General features: G+C 60.3%; 19 protein-coding genes and 1 tRNA gene. 6 read left to right on the forward strand and 14 right to left on the reverse strand.

Annotated features, from left to right (window positions below; genetic code table 11):
• Positions 1–160: 160 nt before the first annotated feature.
• Entirely contained in the window at positions 161–1,156 is a 996-nt protein-coding gene (locus ACX3M4_RS04475) for a TAXI family TRAP transporter solute-binding subunit (RefSeq protein ID WP_459359366.1), read from the reverse strand.
• A 366-nt stretch (positions 1,157–1,522) separates the two neighbouring features.
• Positions 1,523–1,816 (reverse strand): hypothetical protein, encoded by a 294-nt coding sequence (locus tag ACX3M4_RS04480; RefSeq protein WP_459357393.1) that lies wholly within the window; start codon positions 1,814–1,816, stop codon positions 1,523–1,525.
• A gap of 372 nt (positions 1,817–2,188) precedes the next feature.
• On the opposite strand from ACX3M4_RS04480, the gene ACX3M4_RS04485 reads away from it, so the two are divergent.
• Positions 2,189–2,264: transfer RNA gene (locus ACX3M4_RS04485), tRNA-Lys, on the forward strand.
• A 511-nt stretch (positions 2,265–2,775) separates the two neighbouring features.
• Here ACX3M4_RS04485 and ACX3M4_RS04490 read toward each other — a convergent pair.
• The 6 genes from ACX3M4_RS04490 to tpiA all read right to left on the reverse strand — a co-directional run bounded on the left by ACX3M4_RS04490 (position 2,776) and on the right by tpiA (position 11,181).
• Complete coding sequence (locus tag ACX3M4_RS04490; protein WP_459357394.1) at positions 2,776–5,925, reverse strand: efflux RND transporter permease subunit; 3,150 nt, start codon at positions 5,923–5,925, stop codon at positions 2,776–2,778.
• A complete protein-coding gene (locus tag ACX3M4_RS04495) occupies positions 5,926–7,089 on the reverse strand; it encodes an efflux RND transporter periplasmic adaptor subunit (RefSeq protein WP_459357395.1) in 1,164 nt (387 codons plus the stop codon).
• A gap of 189 nt (positions 7,090–7,278) precedes the next feature.
• Positions 7,279–8,103 carry a VOC family protein gene (locus tag ACX3M4_RS04500; RefSeq protein WP_459357396.1) on the reverse strand — a complete coding sequence of 275 codons (825 nt, stop codon included), beginning with the start codon at positions 8,101–8,103 and terminating at the stop codon, positions 7,279–7,281.
• 25 nt (positions 8,104–8,128) lie between these two features.
• Positions 8,129–9,757 (reverse strand): CTP synthase, encoded by a 1,629-nt coding sequence (locus ACX3M4_RS04505; RefSeq protein ID WP_459357397.1) that lies wholly within the window; start codon positions 9,755–9,757, stop codon positions 8,129–8,131.
• 132 nt (positions 9,758–9,889) lie between these two features.
• Positions 9,890–10,270, reverse strand: a complete 381-nt coding sequence (gene secG, locus ACX3M4_RS04510; RefSeq protein WP_459357398.1) for a preprotein translocase subunit SecG — start codon at positions 10,268–10,270, stop codon at positions 9,890–9,892.
• 152 nt (positions 10,271–10,422) lie between these two features.
• Positions 10,423–11,181, reverse strand: a complete 759-nt coding sequence (gene tpiA / locus ACX3M4_RS04515) for a triose-phosphate isomerase (protein WP_459357399.1) — start codon at positions 11,179–11,181, stop codon at positions 10,423–10,425.
• A gap of 230 nt (positions 11,182–11,411) precedes the next feature.
• Between tpiA and ACX3M4_RS04520 the strand changes: the two genes are divergently transcribed.
• From ACX3M4_RS04520 to ACX3M4_RS04540, 5 genes are read left to right on the forward strand one after another with little or no spacing between them, the layout of a single operon-like run.
• Positions 11,412–13,304, forward strand: coding sequence for a SurA N-terminal domain-containing protein (locus tag ACX3M4_RS04520; protein ID WP_459357400.1), 1,893 nt, complete (start codon positions 11,412–11,414; stop codon positions 13,302–13,304).
• Positions 13,305–13,326: 22 nt separating this feature from the next.
• Positions 13,327–14,340: an anthranilate phosphoribosyltransferase gene (gene trpD / locus ACX3M4_RS04525; RefSeq protein ID WP_459357401.1), complete on the forward strand. Its 1,014-nt coding sequence runs from the start codon at positions 13,327–13,329 to the stop codon at positions 14,338–14,340.
• Between the two features lie 3 nt (positions 14,341–14,343).
• Positions 14,344–15,156 (forward strand): indole-3-glycerol phosphate synthase TrpC, encoded by an 813-nt coding sequence (trpC, locus tag ACX3M4_RS04530; protein WP_459357402.1) that lies wholly within the window; start codon positions 14,344–14,346, stop codon positions 15,154–15,156.
• Between the two features lie 5 nt (positions 15,157–15,161).
• Positions 15,162–15,674, forward strand: coding sequence for a cyclic pyranopterin monophosphate synthase MoaC (gene moaC, locus ACX3M4_RS04535; RefSeq protein WP_459357403.1), 513 nt, complete (start codon positions 15,162–15,164; stop codon positions 15,672–15,674).
• On the forward strand, positions 15,674–16,879 hold the full coding sequence (locus ACX3M4_RS04540; RefSeq protein ID WP_459357404.1) for a molybdopterin molybdotransferase MoeA: 1,206 nt from the start codon (positions 15,674–15,676) through the stop codon (positions 16,877–16,879). Before moaC ends, ACX3M4_RS04540 begins: the two co-directional genes overlap by 1 nt.
• Positions 16,880–16,897: 18 nt before the next feature.
• Here ACX3M4_RS04540 and ACX3M4_RS04545 read toward each other — a convergent pair whose 3' ends face one another.
• From ACX3M4_RS04545 to ACX3M4_RS04570, 6 genes are all read right to left on the reverse strand, one after another.
• Positions 16,898–18,232: an HlyD family type I secretion periplasmic adaptor subunit gene (locus ACX3M4_RS04545; RefSeq protein WP_459357405.1), complete on the reverse strand. Its 1,335-nt coding sequence runs from the start codon at positions 18,230–18,232 to the stop codon at positions 16,898–16,900.
• A 3-nt stretch (positions 18,233–18,235) separates the two neighbouring features.
• Positions 18,236–19,930: a type I secretion system permease/ATPase gene (locus ACX3M4_RS04550; protein WP_459357406.1), complete on the reverse strand. Its 1,695-nt coding sequence runs from the start codon at positions 19,928–19,930 to the stop codon at positions 18,236–18,238.
• Between the two features lie 455 nt (positions 19,931–20,385).
• The gene (locus ACX3M4_RS04555) at positions 20,386–21,186 is read right to left on the reverse strand and encodes an FAD binding domain-containing protein (RefSeq protein WP_459357407.1); all 801 of its coding nucleotides are present in this window, start codon (positions 21,184–21,186) and stop codon (positions 20,386–20,388) included.
• A gap of 69 nt (positions 21,187–21,255) precedes the next feature.
• The gene (locus ACX3M4_RS04560) at positions 21,256–23,616 is read right to left on the reverse strand and encodes a xanthine dehydrogenase family protein molybdopterin-binding subunit (RefSeq protein WP_459357408.1); all 2,361 of its coding nucleotides are present in this window, start codon (positions 23,614–23,616) and stop codon (positions 21,256–21,258) included.
• 209 nt (positions 23,617–23,825) lie between these two features.
• Positions 23,826–24,317, reverse strand: a complete 492-nt coding sequence (locus tag ACX3M4_RS04565; protein WP_459357409.1) for a (2Fe-2S)-binding protein — start codon at positions 24,315–24,317, stop codon at positions 23,826–23,828.
• A 235-nt stretch (positions 24,318–24,552) separates the two neighbouring features.
• The gene (locus ACX3M4_RS04570; protein ID WP_459357410.1) at positions 24,553–25,254 is read right to left on the reverse strand and encodes an SRPBCC family protein; all 702 of its coding nucleotides are present in this window, start codon (positions 25,252–25,254) and stop codon (positions 24,553–24,555) included.
• Positions 25,255–25,280: the final 26 nt, after the last annotated feature.

Here is a 25,280-nt window from a genome sequence, read left to right on the forward strand (position 1 = left end):
GTCAATTCGGGTCGTCAGATCAGAATGGCAGCGCCCTGTTTAGTCCGGTTGCGGCCAGGACCAAAGACAAATGCCGCTCACCTTTTGGAGAGGTTCGATCGCTGCGCTTAAAGTCCATTCGCCGGGTCGCAGCTCTTCCGGCCCGATACACCGGTGCGGGTCAGTCTCTGCCGTTGGACCCGGTTGCAGGATCCAAACCCTTTTCCTCAAAGAAGGTCAATGCGCCAGGATGTAGCGGAGCCGCCATCTGGTATCCGACGAGGTCACCAGACTGGAGGTTACCGAGAGCGGGATGGAGCCGCCTAAAGCTGTCGAAATTGTCGAAAACGGCCTCCACCAGCGTCCGGACAATGGCATCCGGCATCCTTGCGGAGGTAACGAAGGTCGCGACGACGCCAAAGGACTCAACGGGTTCCCTCAGCCCGTAAAGACCGGCAGGAATGCTAGCATGCATGTAATAGGGCGTTTCCTGCATCAGCGCGTCGACCGCCTCCCCCTCGATCCCGAGGAGGCGTATGTCACACCGTGCCTGCGTTTCTTCAATCAAGGCCGCCGGCTGGCCGATAAGTTCGAAATACCCGTCGATCGCCCCGGAACACAGCGCTTCGGCGAGTTCCGACGTCTTCAGGTCCGACAAGGCCGCCTGATCGGCCTCCGTCCAGCCGAGACGATCGCTCAAGGCGCGCCAGGATGCAGCAGAGCCTGATCCCTTGCCGCCAATATTGATGCGTGCCCCCTTGAGGTCGTCGAAATTTTCGAAGGGCGCTTCCGTTCGAACAACCACGGTTGCGACTTCGGCATGCAGGGCAAAGATGGAACGTAGCTCGTCGAACGGCTCGATGTCCTGAAACCGGGAGGTGCCGTTATAGGCGTGATATTGCCAGTCGGACTGCACATAGCCAAAGTCGATCTCGCCGGACCGGATCTTCTCCAGATTATCGATCGAGCCAAGTGTGGTTTCCACGGAACAGCGCACACCATGTTCGGCGCGGCCGAGATTGACGATTTTGCAGGTTGCACCGCCCGACGGGTAGTAGACGCCAGTCACACCACCTGTCCCGATCGTGATAAAGGATTGCTCGTCGGCATGACCCAGTGCCGGTACACCACAAGACATACATGCCAGGAGAAACAACAAGCTCCCCGCCCGTTTCAGGACAAGAGAGAGCTTCTCGCCAGAACCCGGAAAGCTCCTTTGGCGACCTGCTCCGGAATCGCTCTTCTGCATCAGTGTCTTGCTCACGATGACACGCTCTCCTTCAACAGGTAACCGGGCTCTCCCGCTATGTCCGAAAATTCGACGCATCAAGGGATAACAAACGTATCCAGAGAAGACCAGAACTGGTTGGCGCGGGAGCTGTGTTGCAACCCGTGGCGAATGATTCAGCAAAAATGCAAAGGCAATTGGCGAGAAGAAATTGGCAGCACCCCGCCATGAATCAAAAAAGGCGCTGCCGCGCCATTTCTCAAACCATGGAATATGCTCCGGCCCCATCCCCCGGGCCGGCCATATCCAGATAGTTCAGGTGATGCGGCCTCCGCGTATCACTTCGAAGAGCTTTCCCTTGAGCTCTTCTTCGGCTTCGCCATCCCGGAGCCCTTGCCGCCATTGATCGAGAATGAGACGCAGTCCGAGCGTTTCCCGGCTATGCGGCAGATCCCCGATGAAGGATGCAAAAAACAAATCGAGCCGTTCCCGGTCGATCAGTCCCTGGTCAATCAGGCCGTGAATCAGGGTCATCGTCGCCGCGATGTGCCCCTTCACGAAATCGAACTCGACGGAGTTCGTATGGGTGTCGACTGTGGTTGTCTGCATGTAACCTCTCATGTGCATGATAACGTTACAACACAAAGCTTTATTGCGCTACCTGACAGTTTTTGCAGGAGAATGATCGTTATTTTCTTAAAAATGAATCTTCGAAATTAGCATTCAGGATAATATAACAGTCTGACTTTTGTATTACTTCCCCGCCACTATATATTATTTAGAGTAATACCCATTATAAGCGTGAAAACGTTGCCTGTGCTCCTTCCTAGTCAAGGATCAGTACGCAACAACACTGTTTTCCGGCAGCCTGTTGAAAAAGTCGAATTTGCCTCTTGCATTGTCCTCCCTGTCGGCCTAAACACACGCCACCAACGCGGTGGCGCGTTCACAACGTGCCGGCCAGCGCTGGAGATTTGGTGAGAGCCGATAGCTCAGTTGGTAGAGCAACTGACTTTTAATCAGTAGGTCCAGGGTTCGAGCCCCTGTCGGCTCACCAATCTTTTCAACGACTTATCCAGAAACACACATATTTGTGCACTCTGTTGGTGAGGCAGGAGAGTTTTACTTTTCCTGTTTCCAGCCAGCAATCGTCATACCCTCAAAAGTAGTCGATGAACACGACGGACACATGAATGCAGGGACACTTGTCCTGACCGTTCGTCGCCTGGTGAAAAACTTCCGTTAAGGCAGATCGCAAACAATCGCCGGGTTTTCAATCGCAAGAATATCGTGACCGCAACTATTTGGCCGGTAGTTTCGAGGGAGCTAAATGTGCCGGTTTTGCGCAGTGGCCGGCATGCGCGCGCCCAGGCTCATCGGGAGGTGCACCTCCAGCCGAAAACTCCTTTACGGCATTCGCTTGAAGCAGCACACATGACAGGACACTCCGGCGCAAACTTTCAGGGAAAAGAGTCGGTTGAGCGCCACTGGCTGAAAAAGCAAACCCCGGCACTTTCCCGACTGTGTTGGGAAAGAAACCGGGGTTCGGTTCGGTCTGGCGCTCGGGCTTAACCTGCCGGTGCTTCGCTCACCTCGTGTCCCTTGCCGCCGAACCAGCCCTTGACGGTCTCGCGCATGGATTGGAGGCACACATACAGAATTGGGATCATCAGCACGCCGATGCAGGTGGCAAAGAGCATGCCGCCGAAGACGGCGAAGCCGATGGCTTTCTGGCTGGCGGCCCCCGCACTCGACGCAGTCATGAGCGGCACCACGCCCAGCAGGAACGACAGCGCCGTCATCATCACCGCACGGAAACGCAAGTGCGCGGCTTCCACAGCGGCGTCCCTGATCGACTTGCCGTCCGCCCGCTGTTCCATCGCAAACTCGACGATCAGGATGGCATTCTTCGCCCCCATGCCGACCAGCATGATCATGCCGATCTGCGTATAGAGATTGACGTCGCCTCCGGTTGCGAACACGGCGACGAGCGCACCTAGAAGCGCGAAGGAAACCGACATCAGGATCGCGACCGGCATCGTCCAGCTTTCATACTGGGCGACAAGGAAGAGATAGGTGAAGAGGATCGACAATAGCAGGATGAAAAGGACGACCTGGCCGGAGCCGAGCTGCTGCAGAGCCGTACCGGTCCATTCCAGCGCATACCCGTCCGGAAGTGCCTGCACGCCGGCTGCATTGACCTCGTTGATGACTGCACCTGTCGACGCCCCCGGCGCAGGGTCGGCCATGACAGCGGCTGCCCGGAACATGTTGTAGCGGGTCAGGATCTGCGGTCCGAGCACGTTCTGGGTGGTCAGAATGCTGCGCATCGGCACCATGGTGCCATCGATCGTACGCACATAGAGCGCGCCGATATCCTCCACGCGATCGCGGAACTTGCCCTCAGCCTGGATCATGACCTTGTAGACCCGGCCGAAAATGTTGAAGTCGTTGATGTAGTAGGACCCGAGATAGGCCTGCAGCGTCGTGAAGACGTCGGAGACATTGATACCCAGTGTCTTGGCTTTCTCGCGGTCGAGATCGACGAAGACCTGGGGCACGTTGGCGCGAAACGTCGAGTAGGCGCGGCCGACATCGGGGCTCTGGTTTGCCGAATAGACGAGCGAACCAACAGCGGATGCCAGATCCTGCGGCGACCCGCCGCCCGTCTGCTGCAGCATCACCTGCACACCGCCTGTGGTGCCGAGACCCGGGATGGGCGGCGGATTGAAGGCGATGATGTTCGCACCGGGAATGGTGGAGAACTGGGCCCAGAACTTGGCCAGGATCGCATTGATGCGCAGGTCAGGCGCCTGGCGGTCCTTCCAGTTCTTCATGGTTGCGATGACGAGCGCCGCATTGGACGACGTCGCACCGTTCAGGATGGAGTAGCCGTTGACGATGACGACACTGTCGACACCCGCCGTGTTGGAAGCCAACTCGACGACACGCTTGGTGACATCCTCGGTTCGCTGCAGTGCGGCGCCATCGGGAAGCTGCACATCGACCATCAGGTAGCCCTGATCTTCCGACGGCAGGAAGCCCTGCGGCAGGGAGCCACCGAGCACCACGATGAGCGCGACTGCGCCCGCAACCACCACCAAAGCCATCACGGCCACGCGCACCAGCCGGCGGACGATCGCCGTGTAACCGTTGCGTACGGACGTAATTCCCTTGTCGAACAGGCCCATGATGCCGCGCGGCGGACCGGAGCGTGCTTTCAGGATCAGTCCGCAAAGCGCCGGGGACAGCGTCAGCGCGTTGATCGAGGAGATCAAGACAGAGACGGAGATGGTCACTGCAAACTGGGAATAGAGGCGGCCGGTAATGCCGGGCATGAAGATCGTCGGAACGAACACGGCCAGCAGAACAAGGGTCGTCGCAATCACCGGACTGGTGATCTGCTCCATCGCCTTGGTAGTGGCTTCCTTGGGCGACAGGCCCTCGTCGGAAATGATTCGTTCCACGTTCTCGACCACGACGATGGCATCGTCCACAACGATACCGATCGCCAGCACGAGCGCGAACAGCGAGATGGTGTTGAGCGTCATGCCGAGTGCCAGCAGCACCGCGAAGGTGCCGATCAGCGACACTGGGATGGCAACGGTCGGAATGATGGTCGCTCGCCAGTTGCCGAGAAAGACGAACACGACGGAAACGACGAGCAGGAAGGTCAGGAACAGGGTGGCAATCACATCATCGAGCGACGCCTGAACGAAGTCCGTGGTGTTGAACGGAACGCCATATTCCATATCCGGCGGAAAATTCACGGCAAGGCTGTCGAGGCGCTTCAGCACGTTTTCGGCAACCTGAAGCGCATTCGCGCCGGGAGCCTGATAGATGGCAAGAACGGTCGCCGGCTTGCCGTTGAATTCACCGGAAGCATTGTAGACCTGAGCGCCGAGTTCCACGCGGGCAACATCGCCGATTTTCACCACCGCGCCATCGGCGCCCGTCCGCAGAATGATCTGCTCGAACTCCTGCGGCGATGCCAGACGGCCCTTGGCCTTGATGGTGTACTGAAACTGCTGTCCGTCCGGCACCGGCGGCGCACCGATCTGGCCGGCGGCCACCTGGATGTTCTGGTCCCGCACCGCAGTGATGAAATCGGTGGGCGTCATTCCGAGGCTTGTCAGCCTGTCCGGATCCAGCCAGATGCGCATCCCGTAGGAGAAGTCGGTCATCACATCGGCCCGGCCGACGCCCTGAACACGCGCCAGGGAATCCTTCAGGTTGATCGACGCATAGTTGGACAGGAACACCGGATCATAGGTGCCGTTAGGCGAATAGAGCGTGACCACCAGCAGCATGTTGGTGCTGGCCTTCTGCACGGTGACGCCGTTGTTGGTCACATCACTTGGCAGTTGGCTTGTCGCCTGGCTGACGCGGTTCTGTGTGTTGACCGTCGCAATATCGGGATCCGTGCCGACTGCGAAGGTGACGTTGAGCGAATAGTTGCCGCTGTCGTTGCTGGTCGACTGCATGTAGATCATGTCGTCGACGCCGTTGACCTGCCCTTCGATGGGCGCAGCAACGGTTTCTTCCAGCACCTCGGCATTTGCACCGGTATAGGTCGCGGAAACGTTGACCACCGGCGGCGTGATATTGGGGAACTGCTCGACGGGCAGCGCCAGGTATCCAAGTACACCGGCAATCGTGATCACGATGGAAATGACCAGCGCGAATTTCGGCCGGTAGATAAAGAAGCGTGAAAACATCTAGCTCTGCTCCGCCGGCTTGGAGGCAAGGACCGGGTTGACCTCGACACCGGGCCGCACTTTCTGCAGCCCTTCGACGATCACCTCATCCCCATCCTTCAGACCCTTGGTGACGACAAAATTCGTCTCCACCTGCTGGCCGAGATCAACGTAGCGTTGCTCCACCTTCTTGTCGGCGGTGATGGCAAGTGCAAAAGCTCCCTCCTGGTCCCGCTGGATGGCGGCTTGCGGCACGACCAGTGCGGTCTCGGACTTGGGTGCTTCCAGCACGATGGTCACGTAGGTACCGGCGATCAGACGGATGTCCTTGTTGTCGAACTGTCCACGGAAGGAAATCGTGCCCGTTGCCGTATCCACCTGGTTGTCGATGAAGACGATCTTGCCCTTTTCCCCGTAGCTCTCGCCGTTCGGCAGAACCAGACTGAGATCCGGAGATTCATCCGGCTTGATGTCGGAGGCATTGATGCCGTGCGTCTTGACCGCATTCAGATACTGCGCCTCGCTCACGGAGAAATTCACATAGACGGGCGCGAGGCTGAGGAGACTGGCAAGCGCGCTGGCGGAAGGTCCGACGACTTCGCCGACGCTATAGGTCGTCTTGCCAAGCTGACCGTCGAAAGGCGCGGAAACATCCGTATAGCTGAGATTGAGTTCGGCATCCTGGAGCGTTGCCTGCGCTGCCTGGACCGAGGCTTCGGCCTGCTGCTTCTGTGCAAGGGTTGCCTCATAGGCAGCTTCCGACAGGTGCCCCTTGTCCCTGAGGTCGCGGTCGCGCTTTTCGTCGGCGCTCTTCAATGCCGCATCGGCCTGTGCACTCGCGAGATCCGCCTTGGCCTTGGCAAGCGCAGCCTCGTACTGGGACTTTTCAATCGTGAACAGCAGATCGCCCTTCTTGACCACCGAACCGTCCGCAACGGCCTTCTTTTCCAGGAAGCCGCTGACACGGGCAATCAGATCAACCTGATCGATCGCGGCGACCTGCCCCACGAAACGCGCACTCTGCCTGATGTCCTGACTGACGATCTTTGCAACGGTGACGGAAGGGGGCGGAGCAACGGGGGCAGCGGCCTGTTTCGAATCGTCAGAGCAACCGGCAAGAAAGGCCGAAGCGACAGCGGCTAGTGCAATGGAACGGGGGAAAGAAGCGAAACGCAAAAAGGTCATTCGGAAACTCCGCAGTCCGAGCGGCAGGCAAAGGCGCTTGGTTGGAGTTCACTATAGAAGGACTGTTTGATTCAACAAGAGATTATTGCCTGACCGACAGCAACTGCACCGCGAAGAATTGGTCAGATTTCGTGCCGTGAAGGAAGGTTGAATGCACCACCAAACGTGGCGTAGCAGGTTCGCTGCCAATCAGTCGGCAGGAGACAGAATCAAGGTAAGTCCGAAGAGATCCTTTGAGGGGATGACCGTGCGTTCGTTGCGTCCCTTGCAGGCAACTTCCAGGGCGACGATTTGCGGCAGATCGCCGGTGACGCTTTCCGCCGCCTTCCGGCCGACGAGCAGTTCATAGGCCGACGGCGTCAATACGGAGATCTGACCGCGTGCTGTCTGCAGCTCCAATCCGAGGCTGGTTGCCCGCATCTCCCGTTGCCCCGCGAAAGCGCCAAGAAATTCGTGGTGATCCGAGGGATCGTTCGCCAGAAGATAGATCCCCTTGACGCTGACAGCGCCATTGCCGTGGGTCTGGAAAGCTTCCTTCCAGAAGTTTTCCGGATACCTGTTATGGCAGGTGAAATAACCGATGCCGGGCGCATGCGGATCGCTTGCGAAGGTCAGGTCGAAGGCAACCTTGACCTTTGAACCGTCGGCGAGATTGGCAACCCGTTCGAAGGAGAACGGATCGAAAATCGCCAGGCCCGCCTTGCGGAAATCTTCGCGGTCCCGTCCGGCATCCGTGCTGTCCAGAACCAGCATGCTGGCCCCTTCCCGCTCTGCCAGGAAATCCCGGTTGAATGCCCCGAAGGAAAAGGCACTGCCCGTCGGTTCCACGATGAGCGCCGGATCGGCAACCGTGAGGATCTCAACGAAGAACCCATCCAGCTGGACCAGCCGGTTGGCCGTGCCCCAGGAATGGCGGTTTTCCGGTGTCACGGTAAAGCCAAGTGCGCGCCAGGCTTCGCCTGCGGCCTCCAGATCCTTTACCGCAACGACGAGATGATCGAGACCGCGCAGCATCGCCCTGCCCTTTCCGGTACGCCCGTCAGACCAGACGGCTCTGCTGGACGGCCGCACCGATGAAGGAGGCGAACAGCGGGTGCGGATCGAACGGCCGGGACTTCAGTTCCGGGTGGTACTGTACGCCCACGAACCAGGGATGGTCCGCAATCTCGACCGTTTCCGGCAGGACGCCGTCAGGAGAGGTTCCGGCAAAGATCAGGCCGCAATTTTCAAGCTGATCCCGGTAACCGATATTGACTTCATAACGGTGACGGTGCCGCTCGGAGATGCTGGTCTCGCCGTAGATCTCGGCAATCTTGGACCCCGCCTTGAGAGCTGCCGGATAGGCACCAAGACGCATGGTGCCACCAAGGTCACCGTCTGCATCGCGGGTTTCGCGGGCGTTGCCCTTGGTCCACTCGGTCATCAGACCGACGACCGGCTCCTTCGCCGGACCGAATTCGGTCGAGTTGGCTTCCGCAATGCCTGCAAGATTGCGGGCAGCCTCGATTACGGCCATCTGCATGCCGAAGCAGATGCCGAAATAGGGAATGTCGTGCGTGCGGGCAAAATGAGCGGCGGCAATCTTGCCTTCCGCACCGCGCTCGCCGAAGCCACCTGGCACAAGAATGCCGTGCACGCCTTCCAGATAGGGGCTCGGATCTTCCTTTTCGAAGGTTTCCGACTCGATCCATTCCAGATCGACCTTGACCCGGTTGGCGATTCCGCCGTGAACGAGCGCCTCGATGAGCGACTTGTAAGCGTCCTTCAGCACCGTGTACTTGCCGACGATGGCGATCTTCACATTGCCTTCCGGATTGGCAATGGCGCTTGAAATGCCCTGCCAGCGGTCAAGGACCGGCGCCGGCGCGCCCTTGATGCCGAAAGCCGCCAGAACCTCGTCGTCAAGGCCTTCCTTGTGATAGGCGATCGGCACGTCGTAGATCGACTTGACGTCATAGGCCGGGATGACCGCGCTCTCACGCACGTTACAGAACAGCGACAGCTTGCGGCGCTCGGTCTCCGGGATCGGCCGGTCGCAGCGGATCATCAGGATGTCGGGCTGGATGCCGATGGACCGCAGCTCCTTCACCGAGTGCTGTGTCGGCTTGGTCTTCATCTCGCCGGCGCTCGGGATATAGGGCATCAGCGTCAGATGCACATAGACCGCATCGCCGCGCGGCAGATCGTTGCCGAGTTGCCGGATCGCCTCGAAGAACGGCAGGCCCTCGATGTCGCCGACCGTGCCGCCGATTTCGACCAGCACAAAGTCATAGTCCTCGTTGCCGGTGACGACGAAATTCTTGATCGCGTCGGTGACGTGCGGAATGACCTGGACGGTGCCGCCGAGATAATCGCCGCGCCGTTCCTTGGCGATGATGTCCTGGTAGATCCGGCCGGTGGTGATGTTGTCCTGCTGGTTGGCAGGCCGCCCTGTGAAGCGTTCGTAGTGACCGAGATCGAGATCCGTTTCAGCCCCGTCATCGGTGACGAAGCACTCGCCGTGCTGATACGGGCTCATGGTGCCCGGGTCGACGTTGAGGTACGGATCGAGTTTGCGGAGGCGGACCTTATAGCCGCGGGCCTGGAGCAGAGCGCCCAGTGCCGCGGAAGCAAGACCTTTACCAAGCGAGGAAACCACGCCGCCAGTGATGAAAATATATCGCGCCATGGATCAATACCATATCCTTGCCGAGGGCGGCTTGGCCACTCGGGAGTTGCGTTCTCAACACATAAAAATGCCCTGCGATTGGCGCCGCAGGGCATATGTCGGATGAAGGAGCCGGCCGGCTCTTCGGCCGCCTTACTGGGCAGCCGGGACCTGCGGACCTGCAGGCTCCTGGTTCAGCTGTTTCAGCGAATCAAGCACACCGCCAGAGCCACCTTCAGTGGTTCCGTCAGTCGTTGCCGGTGCGTTCTGGGTTGCGGCCGGAACCGCGTCCAGAATGGAGCCCGGGCGATCCTGATTCTTGGCAATCAGGCTAAGCGCAAGAGACGTTGCGAAGAAGGCGACCGCCAGGATAGCGGTCGCGCGGGTCAGAATGTTTGCCGTCCCCCGGCTGGACATGAGGCCGCCGCCACCACCGCCGATACCGAGTGCACCGCCTTCGGAGCGCTGCAAGAGGACCACAAGCACCAGGGCCAAAACGACCATCAGGTGGATTACGATGACTACGGTTTCCATCGAATGCCATTCTGTATTGAATTCAAGATTGGCGGCCTTCTACACCAGACGCCGCCAGCTTACCACCCTTCAATTGCGCCTTCGTCACAGAAGCTTCAAGCCCCTGTGGTCAGGTTGGACGCCGGATCGGGTAACAGCCGGGCGTTCCCCTGTCAGGAATAGGCGGCCAGGATGCCCAGGAAGTCATCGGCTTTCAGGCTTGCACCGCCGACAAGAGCTCCGTCGACATTGGCGACCGCCATCAGTTCACGGGCGTTTGCCGGCTTGACCGAACCGCCGTAAAGAAGCCGCATGGCGGCGCCTTCCTGCCCGAACCGGGCCACCAGATTGTCGCGCATCGCCTTGTGCATTTCTTCGACGTCAGCGGCGGTCGGCGTTAGGCCCGTGCCGATTGCCCAGACGGGCTCGTAAGCGATCACGGTGTTTTGCGCCGTGGCGCCATCCGGGACGGAGCCGTTCAACTGCCGCTCGACCACCGAAACGGCTTCGCCGGCCTTGCGCTCTGCTTCCGTTTCGCCGACGCAAACGATTGCTACAAGGCCTGCACGCCAGGCCGCCTGTGCCTTTGCATTGACATCGGCATCGCTCTCGCCGTGATCCGTACGCCGTTCGGAGTGGCCGACAATGACAGCCGACGCGCCGGCGTCTGCCAGCATTTCCGCAGAGATATCGCCGGTGTGGGCACCGGAGCTTGCGGCATGGCAATCCTGACCGCCGACTGCCATTGCGCCGCCGGCCGCCTTTTCGGCAAGCGCCGCGATCAGCGTCGCGGGAGCACAGATCATGGGGTCGACCGCCGCGGCAAGATCACCGGAGATCCCGGCGATCATCTTGTAGAATTCGGCCTGGTTCGCCTTCAGGCCGTTCATCTTCCAGTTTCCGGCAACCAACGGCTTGATCGCTGCACTCATTATCCCAGTCTCCCCGGCGCGTTTCAATTGTGCCGCTTATAGAGCAGAAGCTTTTGAGCGTTGCAATCGTCGTGAAAGCGGGAAAATCCAAATCCTGTCCGAAGTTTGTAAAAGGCCGCCTTGCAGGTGCGGCGCCGCGTCTTTATGATCCGCCCGCTCCGGCCAGGGCCGGAATGGAAACAGGCCGGCATATTCGGCTGCTGGTAAAGAAGAAGAAGACGGGAGTCGTCATGCTTGACGCGCTGCGCAAGGGCGCCGGCACATGGGTTGCCAAATTGTTTATGGCTTTGCTGATCATGAGCTTCGGCGTCTGGGGCGTCAGCGGGTTCCTGACCGGTGTCGGCCAGAATACCGCCGCCTCCGTCGGCGAAGCGGAAGTCTCCCTCGTCGATTTCGACCGTACCTACCGTCAGGATCTGAGCCGGCTCGCACAGCAGTTCGGACGGCAACTGACCCCGTCCGAAGGCGCTGCGCTTGGCATTCCGCAGCAATCGCTTGGCAAGCTGATCGCGGAAGCTGCCATGAACAGCACCGCCAAGACGCTCAAACTCGGCGTCTCCGACGAACGTCTTGCCGAGATCATTCAGACCGATCCCGCCTTCCGTGGTCCGAACGGACAGTACGACAAGAACCGCCTGCAGGCGGTGCTGCAGCAGAACGGCTATCGGGAAGACGATTTTGTTGTCCAACGCCGCAAGGTGGCCGAACGCGGCCAGCTTGCCGAAGGCATCGCCGGGAGCATGAAGGCACCGGCAACCTATCTGGAGGCACTGGATGCCTATCAGAATGAAACCCGGTCCGCGGATTACCTCGTCGTCACACCGGCCTATATCGGTGAAATCGAAGATCCGGCGGCAGACATTCTAAGCACATTCTTCGAGGACAAGAAGGCCGATTTCCGGGCGCCAGAATACCGTGAGATCAGCTACCTCGCCTTGACCCCGCAGGCTCTTGCCCGCCCTCAGGACATTTCCGGGGAAGACGCCCGTGCCGACTACGAGCGACGACTGGACGACTTCTCTCAGCCCGAACGCCGCCAGGTGCGGCAGATGTCTTTTTCGACCAAGGAAGCTGCCGACGAAGCGGTTGCGGCACTCGCCGGCGGAAAGACTTTCGATGACCTTATGAGCGATCGGAACCTTACCAGCAATGACGTCACACTTGGCGTGATGACCAAGGCGGACTTCCTTGACGAAGCCATTGGCGATGCAGTCTTTTCGCTTGATGCCGGTTCTACCAGCGGCGCTGTCGACGGCCGTTTTTCCACGGTGATCGTCAATGTGGAGGAAGTCCTGCCCGAGAGCGTCAAGCCGTTTGAAGAGGTCAGGGAAACCATCGTCACGGAGCTGGCACGCGAACAGGCCGAGCGGGAAATCCTGGATCTCCTTGATGAAATCGAGGATGCGATCGCCGGTGGCGCGACGCTTTCCGAAGTCAGCGAACGCTTTTCGCTTCCCCTCGAGACGCCTGCCGCCTTTGATGCTTCCGGAAACGGAGAAGCCGGCGGTTCGGTCTCCCTCCCCGCAGCCGAAGGATTGCTCGAAGCAACTTTCGACAGCGACATCGGTATCGTCAACGACGTCCTTCAGCTGGGAACGCAAGGGTTCGTCTGGTACGACGTGACGAAGGTGATCCCGTCGCGGGACCGCACCCTGGATGAAGTCCGCGCGGATGTGATTACGGCCTGGAAAAGGGAAGAACTCTCCAAGCGCTTGAGCGACACGGCAGCGGACCTGCTGGCGAAGGCTGAAAACGGCACGCCCTTTATTGCGCTGGCTGCGGAAACCGGCCTGGAAATCAATATCGCCTCGGGTCTGAAGCGCAACACGCCGTCCGGTGACTTCGGCCGGGAAGCCGTCTCGGCAGCCTTCAGCGGTCCTGTCGGCACCGCTGCGGTCACCGAAACGGCGGATGGCCAGGGTCGGCTGGTGCTGAAGGTTACCAATTCCACCATCCCGGACTTCAATGCAGATGCACCGGAGGTTACGGCGCTCGGTACTCAGCTGTCGCAGCAGATCCAGGACACCCTGCTCGGCCAGTTCATTTCCGACCGGGAGACCAAGGAAGGCGTCAGGATCAACGACGCGGCCGTTGCCCGGGTTCTCGGGCTGGACACCAACTGAGCGACGAAGGCGGACTGATCCCATGAGCACTTTCAAGGACCTCATCGCCAAGGTGTCAGACGGCCATGCCTTGAGCCCGGCGGAAGCACGGGAGGCCTTCGAGGTAATCCTGTCCGGTTCCGCCACGCCGTCCCAACTCGGTGGTTTTCTGATGGCGCTCAGGGTTCGCGGCGAGACCATAGCCGAAGTGACCGGGGCGGTTGCCACCATGCGCTCGAAGATGATCCCGGTGAAGGCTCCGGCCAACGCCATGGACATCGTCGGCACCGGCGGCGACAATTCCGGCAGCTACAATATCTCGACTTGCACCGCGATCGTGGTTGCCGGGTGCGGCGTTCCTGTCGCCAAACACGGAAACCGGTCGCTGTCTTCCAAGTCGGGTGCCGCCGAAGCCCTTGCCGAACTTGGCGTCAATATCGACATCGGACCCGACCAGATTGCGACATGCCTGGCGAAGGCCGGCATCGGCTTCATGTTTGCCCCGCTCCATCATGCGGCCATGAAACATGTCGGGCCGACGCGCATGGAGCTCGGCACCCGGACGATCTTCAACCTCCTTGGCCCGCTGACCAATCCGGCTGGTGCCAAAAGACAGATGGTGGGCGTTTTCGCCCGCAAATGGGTTGAACCGCTGGCAGAATCCCTCAAAGAACTTGGATCTGAGAAAGCCTGGGTCGTTCATGGTTCGGACGGCATGGACGAAATCACCACCACGGGCCCGACATCCGTTGCCGAACTGAAAGACGGCACTATCAGGTCTTTCGAGATTTCGCCGGAGGATGCCGGTCTTCCGCTTGGCGATGCGGCACAGCTCAAGGGCGGTCAACCGTCCGAGAACGCGGCGGCGCTGCGCGCGGTGCTCGCAGGCGCGAAGAATGCGTATCGCGATATCGTGCTGTTCAACGCGGCTGCGTCGCTCATAGTAGCCGACAAGGTCTCCAACCTCAGGGACGGCGCCGCCATGGCGGCAGAATGCATTGACAGCGGTTCTGCTGCTGACACACTGGAAAAGCTCGTCGCGGTGTCGAACGGATAGAATATGGCCGATATCCTGCAGAAAATCGAAGCCTACAAACGTGAGGAAATCGCGGCCGCCAAATCGGCAGTGCCGCTGACAGAACTCAAGGCGCGGCTTCCGGACGTCGATGTTCCACGCGGGTTCCGCAAGGCTCTGGAAGCAAAGCACGCCGCGGGCGACTATGCCCTCATTGCCGAAATCAAGAAGGCCAGCCCTTCCAAGGGTCTGATCCGCGAAAATTTCGACCCGCCGTTGCTCGCCAAAGCCTACGAGACCGGCGGTGCCGCATGCCTGTCCGTTCTCACGGACACGCCTTCTTTCCAGGGCAAGCCGGAGTTCCTGAGCGCGGCACGGGCAGCCGTCTCGCTGCCGGCACTGCGCAAGGACTTTCTCTACGACACCTACCAGGTTTACGAGGCACGTGCCTGGGGCGGTGACTGCATCCTGATCATTCTCGCTGCCGTCAATGATGCGACGGCAAAGGCGCTGGAAGAGACGGCCTTCGAACTTGGCATGGACGTTCTTCTGGAAGTGCACAACGCGGAAGAACTGGAGCGGGCGCTAAGCCTCACGTCCCCGCTTGTCGGTATCAACAACCGCAATTTGAAGACCTTCGAAACCCGGCTTGAGACCAGCGAGCTACTCGCACCACAGATCCCGCAGGACCGGATTGCGGTTGGGGAATCCGGTCTCTTCACGCCGGCTGACCTTGCCCGCATGAACAAGGTCGGCATCTCCACGTTCCTTATCGGCGAAAGCCTGATGCGGCAGGAAGATGTTGCCGCAGCAACCCGGGACCTGCTGGCCCGGCCTGCTCTTTCCAAGGCGGTGTAACCCTCATGAGCGGTCAGGATCCGCGACTGACCCATCTGGATGCGGCAGGAGCCGCCAACATGGTGGACGTCTCAGAGAAGGCCGTCACTCACAGGGTGGCGGTCGCGCAAGGCAGTGTCGTCATGCGTGCCGAGACGTTGGAGTTGATCCGCTCGGGCAATGCCAAAAAGGGCGACGTTATCGGCACCGCCAGGATCGCCGGCATTCTGGCGGCGAAAAAGACCCACGAACTAATCCCGCTTTGCCATCCGCTGCTTTTGTCGAAAGTCACGGTCGATATCGAGATTGATGACGTTCTGCCCGGGTTGGTCGTGACGGCAACGACAAAAGTGAGCGGTCAGACCGGCGTCGAGATGGAAGCCCTGACCGCCTGTTCGCTTGCATGTCTGACGATCTACGACATGGCCAAGGCCGTCGATCGCGGCATGGTCATCGGCAACATCCGCCTTGTCGAAAAGGCCGGCGGCAAGTCTGGCCACTGGACGCTCGACAAAGACGGCAACCTGGGCGGCACCTGATGAGCCTGATGCCGGTCGAGGAAGCCCTGGCGAAACTTCTGGACGGTGTCGCGCCGCTGGAAACGGAACTTGTGGCCCTGGAGAAAGCCAACGGCCGTTTTCTGGCAAGGCCCCTTGCCTCCACCTGTACCCAACCGCCTTTTGCCGCTTCGGCCATGGACGGTTATGCCATCCGTTACGCGGACCTTCGCCCGGAAGCCGTAACGCTCACCGTGATCGGCGAAGCGCCCGCCGGCCACGGCTTTAAAGGTCAGGTCGGACCCGGCGAGGCTGTCAGGATCTTTACCGGAGCGCCTGTGCCGGAAGGCGCGGATACGATCCTGATCCAGGAGGATGCCGACCGTGGCGGCGAACGGATCACCGTACTGGAGAACCCGACCAAAGGCGCTTTCGTCAGGCCTGCCGGTCTCGATTTTTCAAAAGGCGAAGAGCTGCTGGCACCGCCCCTAAAGCTTGCCTACCGCCATCTGGCACTGGCGGCCGCGATGAACCATGCGGTCATTCCCGTAATCAAGCGTCCAAAGGTCGCGATCCTGGCGACCGGCGACGAACTGGTGCGCCCCGGAACCGAGCCCGGCCCTGACCAGATCATTGCCTCCAACCACGCCGGCATTGCTGCCCTTGTCGAGGATTGCGGCGGTGAGCCGCTTGATCTTGGCATCTCCCCGGATGATCCCGTGGTGCTGGCCGAACATGTGCGCCGCGCCATAGAGGAACGGGCCGACATACTGGTGACGCTCGGCGGTGCTTCCGTCGGCGACCATGACCTTGTTCAGGACGTGCTCGGCAAGGAAGGCATGGACCTCGCTTTCTGGCGTATTGCGATGCGGCCTGGCAAGCCGTTGATGGCGGGACGACTTGGACAAACCAAGGTTCTAGGCCTGCCTGGCAATCCGGTTTCCAGTCTTGTCTGCGGCCTCTTGTTCCTGAAACCTCTGCTGCAGACCATGCTCGGCCAGCCGCCGGAGCAATCCGGCCCCAGGACCGCGCTGCTTGGCGCGGCTCTTCGGGAAAATGACCGTCGCCAGGACTATGTCCGGGCAATCCTCTCCGAAGGACCGGCAGGCAGGCCATTGGTCACGCCGTTTTCCCGCCAGGACAGTTCCATGCTGAACCTGCTGGCCAGATCAGGCGCGCTGATTGTCCGCCCGCCGCATGCACCGGCGCTTGAGGCAGGAGCCGAAGTGCCGGTCCTGGTTCTCTAATTATCGCCTATGCCGATCTCAACGTTCGCGCAGGGCATGTGCGATCTGATCCTCGATCGGCTTGATCAGATAGCTCAGCACCGTGCGGTCGCCTGTCTGCAGGAAGGCTTCGACTGGCATGCCCGGCACAAGAACCTTGCCACCGAGCTTTGCCAGTTCGTCGTCGTCGATCACCAGGCGCGCGGTGTAGTAGCTGACGCCGGTGCGCTCATCCGTCGACAGGTCGGCGGAGACAGTCAGGAGTTCAGCATTAAGCTCCGGCGTGGTTCTCTGATCGAAACTCGGAAACCGGACCCGGGCCTGCTGCCCTTGCGACATCTTGTCGATATCGACCGGCTGGACCTGCGTTTCTACGATGAGCTGATCCTCGCGCGGGACGATCTGCAAGACGGTTTCACCAGGTGAAATCACCCCGCCGATGGTGTGAACCGCAAGCTGGTGCACAAAACCGCTACGCGGCGCCAGAATATCGACGCGTGTAAGTTCGTCTTCCGCTGCGATCTTCTGTTCTTCCAGCTGGGCAACGCGAGACCGCACTTCCTGCAGGTTCTCAAGCACTTCCGCCCGGTAGGATTCCTCGATCTGCAGGATCTGGATCCTGCGTTCGCTGATGGCTTCCCTGGTGCGGGCGATCTGGGCGATCAGGTCGCCATATTCGCCTTCGAGCCGAGCCTTTTCGCGCCGGAGAGCAGACACCCGGCTCTTGGCGACAAGCTGCTTGTCCAAAAGGCCGCCGAGATCCCCGAGTTCTTCCTTGATAAGTTCGATCTCCGAATCCTTGGCGGTCACCTGGGCCTCTAGCCCCTCGGTCTGCTTGTTGAACTGCCGGATCTGTTCTTCCAGCTGCTGCTTGCGCCCGTCCTTCGACGCCTGCCGTGCTTCGAGCAGCATCTGCTGCCCGCGCTCGATGTCGCCGAGATTGGACGACCGTTCCTCCGGCCAGGCGATGGTGGATTTCTCGTCGCGTTCAGCTTCCAGCCGGGATTCCTGGGCCGTAAGCTCCGCCAGCTGTTTCGTGATGACTGCAAGATTGGCACGTGTCACCGTGTCGTCGAGACTGATCAGAAGATCGCCGGCTTCGACAATATCACCGTTCTTCACCTTGATCTCTCGCACGATACCGCCTTCGCGGTGCTGGACCTGCTTGGTATTCGTTTCGACAACAACGGTGCCCGAGGTGACAACTGCGCCGGAAATCTCCGCAAAGGTTGCCCATCCGCCGAGACCGCCGACAACCAGAAGCGCCACGAACAGCGCAAAGAGCATATGATTGCGGACGGTCTTGCGCAGCATCACGTCGGAATCGTCCGGCGACTGACCGGCAAGCGGTTTGGCCATGTTTTCGTTTGCCATCTCTTATCTTCCCGGAATTGCCCCAGCGCGCATACGCTGGACCGGTTGCACCACCTGTTTGAGCACCTCTTCCTTGGGGCCAAATCCGGCCATCTTGCCGTCCTTCAGACAGAGGATCTTGTCGACCGTCGCAATGGCGCTCGGCCGGTGGGCAATCACCACGACAATGGAGCCCTTCTCACGCATCGCCTTGACGGCTCCTGCCAGCGCGCCGTCGCCTTCCGCGTCCAGATTGGAATTCGGTTCGTCCAGGACGACAAGGAAAGGATTGCCATAAAGTGCACGGGCCAGGGCGACGCGCTGGCGCTGCCCGGCGGAAAGCTGGCGGCCGCTACGGCCGATCACCGTGTTATAGCCCTCCGGAAGGCCGACAATGAGATCGTGCACGTCGGCAAGTTTGGCGGCCTCGATAATCAGTTCCGGTGAACTGTCGGGACGGAACCTGGCGATGTTTTCCGCAATCGTGCCGTCGAAGAGCTGCAGGTCCTGAGGCAGATAGCCGATGAACTCGCCCCGCCGGCTGCTCGGCCACTGACCAAGCTCGGCGCCGTCATATCGGATCACACCTTTTAGTGCCGGCGAGACGCCGACAAGGGCACGGGCGAAAGTGGATTTTCCGGATCCCGACGGACCGATAATTCCAAGACCGTCTCCTGCTTGCAGCTCCAGTGACACGTTCTGCACAAAGGGCAGCACCTCGCCGAAGGGGCCGCAGAACACCTGCTCCACCGAAATCTTGTTCGCCGGCAGAGGCAGATCCATCTTGTCCGGTTCTGCCTCGGCAGCCTGAAGCACTTCCCGCAGACGGCGCAGCGACTGACGGCTGGCAATGAAGCCGCGCCACTGGGCAACGGCCTGCTCGATCGGCGACAGCGCACGCGAGATCATGATGGACGAGGCGATCATGACGCCCGGGGAAATCTCCTGCTTGATCGCAAGCCAGGCCCCAAAGCCGAGGATCGCGGACTGCAGAACGAGCCGGATGGTCTTGATCGTTGTGCCGAAGAGACCGGTCCGGTCGGTGGCACGGCGTTGCGTCGACAGATAGTCGTTGTTCTGCGCACTCCAACGGCGGGTCAGCGAATCCTGCATGCCCATCGCCGTCACGACTTCTGAGTTCCGCTGCCCGATCTCGACATCGGCCGACCGGCGGCCGGCATGACCGGCGGCTTCTTCCGACGGTCCGCGCGACATCAATTCATTGAGGCCGATCATCACAATGATAATGATGGCGCCTGCGAGTCCCACGAAGCCCAGGAGTGGATGGAAGAGAAACACAATCCCGAGATAGAGCGGCAGCCAGGGAATATCGAAGATCGCCGCCGGGCCCGGACCGGAAAGAAACTGCCGTACGGTGTCGAGATCCTGCACAGGCCGCAAACGGGCCGCCTGCCGGCCGAGCCGCACAGGCAGAGCGTTGGAGACCCGGTAGACAATTGGCGACAGCCGCGCATCGACCCGTTGTCCGAGCCGAGCAAGCAACCGGCTGCGTACACCTTCAAGCAGACCGTAGAAAATATAGAGAATGATCGCCATGACCCCGATCACGATCAGGGTCTGGACCGAACCGCTGGCAAGCACCCGGTCATAGACCTGGAGCATGAACACAGGGCCCGTGAGCATGAGGACATTGATGACGAAGCTGACGACCGCGACGCCCCAGAAGGCCAAGTAAATCGGCCGGAAAGCCTGGGTCACGGGATTTTCGCCTCCCGCCTGGGCTTTCGCGTGCTTCTGCCTCGATCCAACCATAAAGTCCTCGGTTATTCTGAGAAGGGCGCTCAGCCCACACCAAGCCCATATAGCTTGATATCGTTTTTGTCTATGCACGCGAATTGACACACGCAATACGTGCTTTTCCTCAACAGGCACAGCCCTGTGATCTAACACGGCCTGACAGCCTGCCTACGGCCTAAAGCGTGTCGCGTTTAACTGGAAATGTCTTGCATCGCTTTTTGCGTTGAAATCTCTGATTTCAGACAGCGAAAAGCGATTCCGATAAAACGCGATTTGCTCTAGCTTGCAATGAGGTACAAGCACCGGACTGCATTCTGGCTGTGAAATTACTATGACAGCCTTCGGAAAAGTAATGAAAAATAGTTAAGCCCGGCCGAATACCGGCCGGGCTTTGTTTCCGTTGCGGAGCAAAGGAGTTAGCTGGCAGCTGCCACAGCGCGTTTGGCCATGACTGTCACCAGATTCGCCCGGTAGGCCGCCGAGCCGTGAATGTCGGCCAGCAGATTGTTCGCATCCGGTGCAAGGCCTGCGACAGCCTCAGGAGACCAGTTTCCGGCGAGTGCAGATTCCATGGCCGACATCCTGAAGACCCCGTCCTGACCTGCCCCGGTTACCGCCACCCGGACGGAGCCGTCATTGCCCTTGGCCACGAAGACGCCAGCCATTGCATAGCGCGAGGCCGGGTTCGGGTATTTGGCATAGGCACTTGCGGAGGCGCCCGGGAATTTAACCGCGACCACGATTTCATCGTCGTCCAGCGCGGTTTCGAACATGCCGGTAAAGAAGTCTTCCGCGGCCAGTTCCCGTTTGCTGGTGACGACCGTTGCACCGAGCGCAACCAGCCCGGCCGGATAGTCCGCCGCCGGGTCGTTGTTGGCGATCGACCCGCCGATGGTGCCCATGTGGCGCACCGCCGGATCGCCGATGCCGCCGGCAAGCGTTGCCAGCCCCGGCAGCTTCTGTCTGACGATGTCGGAGGACGCGACTTCCGAGTGCGTCGTCGCCGCGCCAATGACGACTTCGTCGCCTTCGGCCCGGATGCCTTTCATGCCCCCGATCCCGGTGACATCCACCAGGTCGCTCGGAGCGGCGAGCCGTTGCTTCATGGTCGGCAGCAGGGTCTGGCCACCGCCGAGGAACTTGCCGTCATCGGCACTTGCCATCAGCGACGCGGCTTCGGCGACCGATCCGGCTTTGTGATACGTCGTTTCATACATGTTGGGTCTCCCCGAAAATGGAACTGTTGTGCCGGGCGGATGACCCCGCCCGGAAATTTACGCGGATCCCTATTCGGCCGCCTGCCGCAATCCGGCCTGGCAGAGCGCCCAGACCTTTTCCGGCGACGCCGGCATCGACAGGCTGTTGTTGCCGATTGCGTCGGTGATCGCGTTGATCACCGCCGGCGGCGAACCGATGGCACCTGCCTCGCCGCAGCCCTTCATGCCAAGCGGGTTGCCCGGGCAGGCAGTCACATGGGTCGACAGACTGTAGGACGGCACGTTGTCGGCGCGCGGCATGCAATAGTCCATGTAAGACGCGGTCAACAGCTGGCCGTTCTCGTCATAGGCCGCATTTTCCAAAAGCGCCTGGCCGATGCCCTGGGTAATTCCACCGTGCACCTGACCTTCGACAATCATCGGGTTGATGATGTTGCCGAAGTCGTCGGCTGCGACGAAGTTGACAATCTCCGTCCGGCCCGTGTCCGGATCCACTTCCACTTCGCAGACATAAGTGCCTGCCGGGAAAGTGAAGTTGGTCGGATCGTAGAAGGCCCCTTCCTTCAGACCCGGTTCCATGCCTGCGGGAAGGTTATGGGCCGTGTAGGCGGCAAGTGCCACTTCGGTGAAGGACAGCTTCTTGTCGGTGCCGGCCACCTTCAGTTCGCCTCCCTCGATCTGGATGTCGCCCTCGGCGGCTTCCATCAAGTGGGCTGCGATCTTCTTGGCCTTGGCCTCCACCTTGTCGAGCGCCTTGACGATTGCAGACATGCCGACCGCGCCGGAGCGCGAGCCGTAGGTGCCCATGCCGAACTGAACCTTGTCCGTATCGCCATGAACGATGGAAACCGCGTTGGTGTCGAGGCCGAAACGCTCGCTGATCAGCTGGGCGAAGGTGGTTTCATGCCCCTGGCCATGACTGTGTGAGCCTGTCAGGACTTCGATGGTCCCGACTGGGTTCACACGCACTTCCGCCGATTCCCACAAGCCCACACCTGCACCGAGCGAGCCGACCGCTGCCGACGGTGCAATGCCGCAGGCCTCGATATAACAGGAAAGACCGATACCGCGCAGTTTGCCGCGCGACGCAGCCTCCGCCTTGCGGGCAGCAAAGCCGTTGTAATCAGCGGCGGCAAGCGCTGCATCCAGCGTCGCATCGTAGTCGCCGGCGTCGTAGCACATGATGACCGGCGTCTGGTGCGGGAATGACCGGATGAAGTTCTTGCGGCGGAACTCTGCAGGGGCAAGCCCCACTTCCCGTGCCGCAGTTTCCATGATCCGTTCCAGAAGATAGGTCGCTTCCGGCCGGCCGGCGCCGCGATAGGCATCCACCGGCGTCGTGTTGGTGTAGACCGTCTTCACATTGGCATGGATCGCCGGGATATTGTACTGACCCGACAACAGCGTCGCATAGAGATAGGTCGGAACCGACGATGAGAACAGGGACATGTAGGCGCCGAGATTGGCGACTGTCTTGACCCTGAGGCCAAGGATCTTGTTGTCCGCATCCAGTGCCAGCTCGGCTTCCGAGCGGTGATCGCGGCCATGGGCATCGGTGAGGAAGGCTTCCGTCCGATCGGAAACCCATTTCACCGGGCGGCCGACGCGCTTGGAGGCCCAAAGGCACACCATTTCTTCCGGATAGATGTAGATCTTGGAGCCGAAGCCGCCACCGACATCCGGCGCGATCACACGCAGCTTGTGTTCCGGAGCGACGTTGTAGAACGCCGAGAGCACCAGTCGGGCCACATGCGGGTTCTGCGAGGTGGTGTAGAGCGTATAATGCTCCTCGGCCGCATCGTATCCGGCAAGCGCCGCGCGCGGTTCCATGGCGTTCGGAACCAGGCGGTTGTTGTGGATCTCCATGCGGGTGACATGGGCAGCCCTTGCAAACGCGTCATTTGTGGCCGCTTCGTCGCCGATCTCCCAGTCGTAGATCAGGTTGCCTTCCGCTTCCGGATGGATCTGCGGTGCGCCAGGCTGAAGGGCAGCCAGCGGATCGATCACCGCGGGCAGTTCCTCGTAGTCCACAACCACTGCATCGGCGGCATCGCGTGCCTGGGCCTGGGTATCGGCAACCACGACCGCAACGGCCTGGCCGACATGGCGCACGATCTCCGGCTCCAGAGCGCGCCAGCCGCCCATTTTCATCGGTGAGCCGTCCTTGGAATGGATCATCCAGCCGCAGATCAGATTGCCGATGCCGTCGCCGACCAGTTGGTCGCCGGTCAGAACTGCATCGACACCGGGCATTGCAAGCGCGGCGCTGGCATCGATCCCCGTCACCTTTGCATGGGCGTGCGGCGAACGCACGAAGGCGGCATATCCCATGCCGGGCATGGTCATGTCGTCGGTATATTTGCCCTTGCCCGTGATGAAGCGCTTGTCTTCCTTGCGCAGGGCGCGGGCACCAATCCCCTCTACTGCCATCTCTCTCTCCCAGACTATCTGATCCGGTACCGCCTCTCCCGGAAATCCTCCTCGTACCGGACGGGCCGGCATGCGCCTTTACGGGCGCTCATCTCATCAGGACCTGGCGGTCAACCGGCCGATACCTGTTCCTCCCGGCATCAAGCTGCTGATGGGTCCTTCGTCCTGCTGCGCGGAGCCTTCCGCGCATCACGCTTGGGAGTTCGCCGTTATTCCGCGGCCTGGGCCATGCCGGCCATCTGGTCGGAAGCGGCTTTGATCGCCTTTACGATGTTGTGGTAGCCGGTGCAGCGGCAGATGTTGCCTTCCAGCTCGTGCCGGATCGTCTTTTCGTCGAGATTGCCGGGGCCGTGACGATTGATCATGTCAACGGCCGTCATGATCATGCCCGGCGTGCAGAAACCGCACTGAAGACCGTGATGTTCGCGGAAGGCCGCTTGCACCGGATGCAGGCTGTCGGCTGTGCCGATCCCTTCCAGCGTGACCACTTCAGCGCCATTTGCCTGGGCGGCGAGCATCGTGCAGGACTTTACCGCCTTGCCGTTGACATGCACCACGCAGGCACCGCATTGCGACGTGTCGCAGCCGACATGAGTGCCGGTCAGCCCGCGCGTGTCGCGAATGAACGATACGAGCAGCGTCCGGTCTTCGACATCCGCCGAAACCGTCTTGCCGTTCAATACCATCGATACTTTCGACATGAATTTCTCTCCCTCGTGAAATTCCCTGAGCCAAAGTTTTTGGAACCGACTTCGTCCGAAAACTCCCGGACGGATTGATCCAACACCTTAGGTCCGACCAGGTTCCGGACATGCAATCGAAAACGTTTGCCTGTCCACTGATCCGAAATACCGGCTTGTCACCGTGTTCTTTTCGCGGGACCTGACGCGTAAACGCCCGTCAGATCCCGATCATTTCAAAATTTTGACGATCCGGTCAACTTGCAAGAGCAAGCACGACAATCAGTGCTGCGACCAGAATGAGACCCCAGACCATCGGACCGCCGAGAAAATTGCGTCCGGCTGCGGCCTCGATGTTTTCCTCCGCCTTGTGCAGCCGCTCCTCAACGGCATGCTCGGCCTCCTCGATCGCGTGCATGACCTCGTGCGGTGCATCCTCCATCGCGATCCGCTTGGCTTCTTCGGCTAGACCCGGATCCAACTCGTCTTCGAGATCTTCGGAACCCTCATCTCCTGCCGCTCCACCGACCATGTCGGAGAATTTGGTGAAGAATTCCTCGGCCATTTTCTTCGCGGTGGAGTCGATCAACCGGCTGCCGAGCTGAGCAAGCTTGCCACCGACCTGGGCCTTAGCCTCATAGGTCAGGACGGTCTCGTCCCCCTCCTCCGTCAGCCGGACATCGGCAGAGCCTTTCGCAAAACCGGCAACGCCGCCCTTGCCTTCACCGGAGATCGTGTAACTCTCTGGCGGATTGATGTTTTCCAAGGTGACAGCGCCGGTAAACTTGGCCTTGACCGGGCCGATCTTCGATGTCACGGCGGCAGTCATCTCGGTGTCGGATGTCTTCTCCAGGCTTTCGCAGCCGGGAATGCAGGCCTTCAGAACCTCCGGATCGTTCAACGCCTCCCAGACGGTTTCCCGTTTGGCCGGAATCCGGTGGGAGCCACTCATATCCATATGTTCTCTCCCCAAGTCGCTCTTTG

Source organism: Roseibium sp. M-1, assembly GCF_054515675.1.

Bases quoted from the DNA above. Each gene is read 5' to 3' on its own strand.
- secG (WP_459357398.1), bottom strand. From the start codon at position 10,270: ATGGAAACCGTAGTCATCGTAATCCACCTGATGGTCGTTTTGGCCCTG.
- trpD (WP_459357401.1), top strand. From the start codon at position 13,327: ATGAGCACTTTCAAGGACCTCATCGCCAAGGTGTCAGACGGCCATGCC.
- tpiA (WP_459357399.1), bottom strand. From the start codon at position 11,181: ATGAGTGCAGCGATCAAGCCGTTGGTTGCCGGAAACTGGAAGATGAAC.
- ACX3M4_RS04540 (WP_459357404.1), top strand. From the start codon at position 15,674: ATGAGCCTGATGCCGGTCGAGGAAGCCCTGGCGAAACTTCTGGACGGT.
- ACX3M4_RS04500 (WP_459357396.1), bottom strand. From the start codon at position 8,103: ATGCTGCGCGGTCTCGATCATCTCGTCGTTGCGGTAAAGGATCTGGAG.
- ACX3M4_RS04560 (WP_459357408.1), bottom strand. From the start codon at position 23,616: ATGGCAGTAGAGGGGATTGGTGCCCGCGCCCTGCGCAAGGAAGACAAG.
- ACX3M4_RS04520 (WP_459357400.1), top strand. From the start codon at position 11,412: ATGCTTGACGCGCTGCGCAAGGGCGCCGGCACATGGGTTGCCAAATTG.
- trpC (WP_459357402.1), top strand. From the start codon at position 14,344: ATGGCCGATATCCTGCAGAAAATCGAAGCCTACAAACGTGAGGAAATC.
- ACX3M4_RS04565 (WP_459357409.1), bottom strand. From the start codon at position 24,317: ATGTCGAAAGTATCGATGGTATTGAACGGCAAGACGGTTTCGGCGGAT.
- moaC (WP_459357403.1), top strand. From the start codon at position 15,162: ATGAGCGGTCAGGATCCGCGACTGACCCATCTGGATGCGGCAGGAGCC.
- ACX3M4_RS04480 (WP_459357393.1), bottom strand. From the start codon at position 1,816: ATGCAGACAACCACAGTCGACACCCATACGAACTCCGTCGAGTTCGAT.
- ACX3M4_RS04545 (WP_459357405.1), bottom strand. From the start codon at position 18,232: ATGGCAAACGAAAACATGGCCAAACCGCTTGCCGGTCAGTCGCCGGAC.
- ACX3M4_RS04495 (WP_459357395.1), bottom strand. From the start codon at position 7,089: ATGACCTTTTTGCGTTTCGCTTCTTTCCCCCGTTCCATTGCACTAGCC.
- ACX3M4_RS04555 (WP_459357407.1), bottom strand. From the start codon at position 21,186: ATGTATGAAACGACGTATCACAAAGCCGGATCGGTCGCCGAAGCCGCG.
- ACX3M4_RS04505 (WP_459357397.1), bottom strand. From the start codon at position 9,757: ATGGCGCGATATATTTTCATCACTGGCGGCGTGGTTTCCTCGCTTGGT.
- ACX3M4_RS04570 (WP_459357410.1), bottom strand. From the start codon at position 25,254: ATGGATATGAGTGGCTCCCACCGGATTCCGGCCAAACGGGAAACCGTC.
- ACX3M4_RS04490 (WP_459357394.1), bottom strand. From the start codon at position 5,925: ATGTTTTCACGCTTCTTTATCTACCGGCCGAAATTCGCGCTGGTCATT.